The sequence below is a fragment of the Mesorhizobium alhagi CCNWXJ12-2 genome (genome assembly GCF_000236565.1).
GTDB lineage: Bacteria > Pseudomonadota > Alphaproteobacteria > Rhizobiales > Rhizobiaceae > Allomesorhizobium > Allomesorhizobium alhagi.
The window spans coordinates 1-3,914 of sequence record NZ_AHAM01000307.1 but is presented as its reverse complement, the minus strand read 5'-3'; the positions used below and the strand labels follow the sequence as shown (position 1 = coordinate 3,914).

Sequence of the window (3,914 nt, the reverse complement as noted above, 5' to 3'; positions counted from 1 at the left end):
ACATCAGGATCAGCGCCAGCATGAAATTGGGAATGGCGATGCCGAGCAGGCCCAGGAAGGTCAGGCCGTAATCGCCCCAGCTGTACTGATGGGTCGCCGAGTACATGCCGATCGGGAAGGCGATTACCCAGGTGAAGACGATCGTCACGAACGACACCAGGACGGTCAACCACAGCCGGTCGCCGACAACGTCGCTGACCGGCAGCTGATATTCGAATGAATAGCCGAAGTCGCCCTGCAGCATGCCCGCGAGCCAAAGGAAGTAGCGAACCACCGGCGGCTTGTCGAAGCCGTACTCTGCCCGCAGGGCCTCAATCTCGGCCATGTTAACGCCTTCGCCCACGGCCCGCAGTTCAGCAATGTAGCTCTCAAAAAAATCGCCCGGCGGCAATTCGATGATGATGAAGATCACTGCCGATATCAGAAGCAGCGTCGGGATCATAATGGCAATGCGCCACAAGATGTAGCGAAACAACATACTTTAAAACTCCTCCCAAGCCAGGGTATCCGAAATATGGACACCGAGATAGCAATTAGAACTGAAACCGGAGAGAGGGTTCGGAGACGTGGCACAGTCCGGTGTTGGTGCTCTTCGCAAGACGGCCACGCACGAACCCCAGGCGATCACCATGAAGGACGCTTTCATCGTCGGGCTTGCAGTGCCTCGCCGTCATTCCTGGCGTCAGTCGGTCCGGCATTTGCAATGACGGGCGGCCGGGTTCTCGGTTTCGACCGCCCGCTTTCGGCACGCCCTGCACTGCTGCTCGCGCTGCCGACTGTCGTCGGCGCCGGGCTGCTTGCACCTACCACCCTTTTTCTCTAGTAGCCCGCATCAGAAACACGTGGTGGTCTTCGAGATGCTTTCGAGCGCTAAAAAGGGTCCGGGAGATCGAGACACGAAATGCGCCTGATCGCGGCGGTATCGGTGAAGTCTTAAAATCAAAATGTTCCGTGTTTGATTTTGTACTATCCGGATCGAGCGACTATCGGCAATCTGCGCATGCAGGTGACATGGGGCAAGCCGAAGCTCATCGTGATACGTTCCCTGCCATGGGCCGGATCATAGACGCCCTCGCTTTACTCATCTCAGCCGCCGCAGCCGCCGTGGTCGTCGCCCTGTGGGTCGGCGTCGTCGCGCCGACGGTCGCGATCAAATTGGTCGCAGCACTGGCCGTCGCGGCCGGCATCCTCATCGCCTTAGCCTTCATCCTCCACAGGAAAAGGTGAGCCGGCGTCGCTTTGTGTCCAAAGAAAAAGCCCGCCAGGGCGAACCGTGGCGGGCTGGTTTGGAACGGGCTCGCTGATGCGAACAGGTGTTCGGCATTGATGTTCCTCATTGTGCTATATGCACAATGATGGGGACGTATGCACTACATAGGAATTGATGATGATGACAAGTGCACAATTGCGAGCCGCACGAGGACTTCTGAACTGGACCGTGCGCGACCTCGCAGAGCGATCGGGTGTACACAGGAATACGGTGACCAGGATTGAATCTGGCGCAACTGGCGCGGGTCACGCGATCGAGACGCTTCGCCATGCCTTGGAAGCCGCCGGCGTGGAGTTCATCCCCGAGAACGGCGGCGGCGCCGGCGTGCGGCTTCGCAAGGCTGACAGACCGTCATCTGCACCAAGCGAGGGCGAAGCCGGCATAATCGAAAGCAGTGACATGTGAGCCCTTCGCCAGGGCGAGCCGGCTCCCGTTGATTTCCAAGGGTTTCCTGCGACACTCGGCAGGTCCATGCGACATGGAGGGGCGCGATGTCCGATGTCAGGAAAGAGCAAATCAAACTTCGGGCTGCGTACTACAATGGTGTGGCCATTGCGATTGTGGCGATCGGCGGGCTAGGCGTAGCCCTCGCCACGTTTCGTGAGCGATCCGATCTGTGGACATTTGGCGTCGCAGTATTTGGCCTTATAGGAGCTGCTGTCCTTAGTATCGCGCTGCGAGAGATCGCCATTAGCAGCCTTGCTGCGCTGGACGACGAATAGTCCGTTCAGACATTACTCGGGCTCATCAGCCGCAGATATGCCCAACGGATCTCTTGCTGCTTCTCGGCCGGCAGGCGCTTGAACTGCTTGATCGACATGCAGGCTGCGGCGGCAAATCTGGCGATCTCGCGGTCCGGCCCGCGAACAGGGTTGAGGCTGGCTTGCTGCCACATGTTCGGCAGCCGCACGGTGCCGATGTCCTCGACCTCGATCTCTGTTAGCGGCGTTCTGGCGGGAATGCGGGATATTTTGCGTGAAATTGTTCCTAAGCAAGAATATTGCGTATGCGGTAGTGTCTTCGCTTGATTGTCGGCTTAGGCGTAAGGGGCTTTATCGAATTTGCCCCGATAGGCGTGGCGCCAATATGCTTGAGCGGACAGCATAGGAGCCCCCCATGCAACGCGGGGTGGGAATTTCGTTTCGCTGACAGGGTCTATTTTGTCGGTGCACGCGACGTTGAGGCCGCCCGGTATCTAGTGTTGCAACATCTCAGAAGTGAAGGGGATGTCCGACCCGAAGAAATGCCGGAGAGCGCCGTACGCTTTCTCAAATTAGCCGAGGGAACACTGATCGAGGCGAGAGTGTTCGATTTTAATGAGATGCTGAATGACAACCGGACCTACAGGCCAGAAGCGCCCAGCCGACGAGGCCGCCCGCGAACTGGAAACGGATGACTCCGAAGAATGCTTTGACCGCATATTGAAGAAGGTCGCTAGATCCAACCCACGAGAGGCGGCAGACAGACGCGCGGTTGAGGAGGCCAAGGCGGCGCGCGCAAGGAAGATCGCGAACGCGCCGCCGAAGAATGGCAGGCGAAAGCAGGTGGCGAAGTGAGCGAGCCGGCCTTCTTCCTAGTGCTTTTGCTGGCGGGCTTGGTGTAGGTCAGGTGCGACAGGGCGGTTGTCCTGTTCGGGGGCCGGCTCGATCCTCAGTTCCTGGGCCTCGACAATCACCGGCACGTTTCCAGGCCAGTTGCGAGAGCAGACTAGACGTAGATCGGCACGGATCAGCAGGTTGTCCAGGATTTTGTCGGCTTCCGCGTAGCCTTCTCGGATGAGGGTGGCGACGATAGTGATGGGTTCAAGGTGCAAACCGGTCGCCGCTAGCTCGTACGCCCGGCGATAGATATGATCCGCGTCCTGGTCGCGACCCATGACCAATCCCCTACGTCAATCGACTTGCTGACACAGCCCGCACTGTGCGGGCTGTTCCTTAAAATTTTATTGTTGTGCTCGGGGCCGGCGGTTGTGACACGCACCAAAACGAAGGAATAATGTCCTAGTGCGGCGATTCTGAATCCATCGGAGATAGCCATGTCAGGACGTCGGAAGAAACTCACCCACCTCACCCATGAACGGCTGGCCGCACTCGGCCTGACCGGAATGGCCAAAGCCTTCGAGGAGCAACGACGATCACCGGATCTCGATGCCCTGTCATTCGAGGAACGCATCGGGCTGCTTGTCGACCGCGAAGCCGCCGAGCGCGACACCAAACGGCTCACGACGCGCCTCAAATTCGCTGCGCTGCGCCAGAGCGCATGCGTGGAAGATGTCGATTTGCGCACCCCGCGCGGCATCGACCGCGCTGTCTTCGCCAGGCTCGTCAACGGCGACTGGATCAACCGCCACGAGAATCTCCTGGTCACCGGCGCAACCGGCCTGGGCAAGAGTTGGATCGCCTGCGCGCTCGGCCACAAAGCCTGCCGCGACAATCGCTCGGTGCTCTGCGGAAGATATGGGTAAGCGCGCATTCAATCTTCCCAATATGCTGACCTACGCGCGAATCCTTGCCGTGCCTATGGTGGTGCTGTGCTTTTTTCTGGAAGGCCGGCTGCAGTCGAGCGACTTCGCCCGCTGGAGCGCGCTTGCGATTTTCATCGCTGCCAGCGTGACCGACTATCTCGACGGCTACCTCGCCCGCGT

The 3,914-nt window shown here is 59.1% G+C and carries 8 protein-coding genes and 1 pseudogene; 6 read left to right on the top strand and 3 right to left on the bottom strand.

The genetic code is table 11. From position 1 onward, the window contains the following. Positions 1-475 (bottom strand): ABC transporter permease (locus MAXJ12_RS31985; RefSeq protein WP_040589254.1); only part of this gene is annotated, 475 nt, incomplete at its 3' end. Positions 476-1,050: 575 nt separating this feature from the next. Between MAXJ12_RS31985 and MAXJ12_RS37950 the strand changes: the two genes are divergently transcribed. From MAXJ12_RS37950 to MAXJ12_RS31970, 3 genes are all read left to right on the top strand, one after another. Next, positions 1,051-1,227: a hypothetical protein gene (locus MAXJ12_RS37950; protein WP_157999697.1), complete on the top strand. Its 177-nt coding sequence runs from the start codon at positions 1,051-1,053 to the stop codon at positions 1,225-1,227. A 160-nt stretch (positions 1,228-1,387) separates the two neighbouring features. After that, complete coding sequence (locus MAXJ12_RS31975; RefSeq protein ID WP_040589251.1) at positions 1,388-1,675, top strand: helix-turn-helix domain-containing protein; 288 nt, start codon at positions 1,388-1,390, stop codon at positions 1,673-1,675. 86 nt (positions 1,676-1,761) lie between these two features. Continuing rightward, positions 1,762-1,992 carry a hypothetical protein gene (locus MAXJ12_RS31970; RefSeq protein ID WP_008840361.1) on the top strand — a complete coding sequence of 77 codons (231 nt, stop codon included), beginning with the start codon at positions 1,762-1,764 and terminating at the stop codon, positions 1,990-1,992. A gap of 5 nt (positions 1,993-1,997) precedes the next feature. Here the strand turns inward: MAXJ12_RS31970 and MAXJ12_RS37370 are convergent, their stop codons facing one another. Then, positions 1,998-2,180, bottom strand: coding sequence for a hypothetical protein (locus MAXJ12_RS37370; RefSeq protein ID WP_008840360.1), 183 nt, complete (start codon positions 2,178-2,180; stop codon positions 1,998-2,000). Positions 2,181-2,598: 418 nt separating this feature from the next. Between MAXJ12_RS37370 and MAXJ12_RS31965 the strand changes: the two genes are divergently transcribed. Continuing rightward, positions 2,599-2,826 (top strand): hypothetical protein, encoded by a 228-nt coding sequence (locus MAXJ12_RS31965; protein ID WP_008840359.1) that lies wholly within the window; start codon positions 2,599-2,601, stop codon positions 2,824-2,826. 17 nt (positions 2,827-2,843) lie between these two features. Here MAXJ12_RS31965 and MAXJ12_RS38385 read toward each other — a convergent pair whose 3' ends face one another. After that, positions 2,844-3,146: a hypothetical protein gene (locus MAXJ12_RS38385; protein WP_008840358.1), complete on the bottom strand. Its 303-nt coding sequence runs from the start codon at positions 3,144-3,146 to the stop codon at positions 2,844-2,846. Between the two features lie 159 nt (positions 3,147-3,305). Between MAXJ12_RS38385 and MAXJ12_RS31955 the strand changes: the two are divergent. Together MAXJ12_RS31955 and MAXJ12_RS31950 are read left to right on the top strand one after the other, a co-directional pair. Continuing rightward, positions 3,306-3,725, top strand: a pseudogene (locus MAXJ12_RS31955) (ATP-binding protein); the annotation flags it as partial. 1 nt (position 3,726) lies between these two features. Then, positions 3,727-3,914, top strand: a 188-nt coding sequence (locus tag MAXJ12_RS31950; protein ID WP_008840356.1) for a CDP-alcohol phosphatidyltransferase family protein, incomplete at its 3' end; no start/stop codon positions are given.

Excerpts from the sequence above, each read along its gene's own strand:
- MAXJ12_RS31970 (WP_008840361.1), top strand. The coding sequence starts at position 1,762 with ATGTCCGATGTCAGGAAAGAGCAAATCAAACTTCGGGCTGCGTACTAC.
- MAXJ12_RS31965 (WP_008840359.1), top strand. The coding sequence starts at position 2,599 with ATGACAACCGGACCTACAGGCCAGAAGCGCCCAGCCGACGAGGCCGCC.
- MAXJ12_RS37950 (WP_157999697.1), top strand. The coding sequence starts at position 1,051 with ATGGGCCGGATCATAGACGCCCTCGCTTTACTCATCTCAGCCGCCGCA.
- MAXJ12_RS31975 (WP_040589251.1), top strand. The coding sequence starts at position 1,388 with ATGATGACAAGTGCACAATTGCGAGCCGCACGAGGACTTCTGAACTGG.
- MAXJ12_RS38385 (WP_008840358.1), bottom strand. The coding sequence starts at position 3,146 with ATGGGTCGCGACCAGGACGCGGATCATATCTATCGCCGGGCGTACGAG.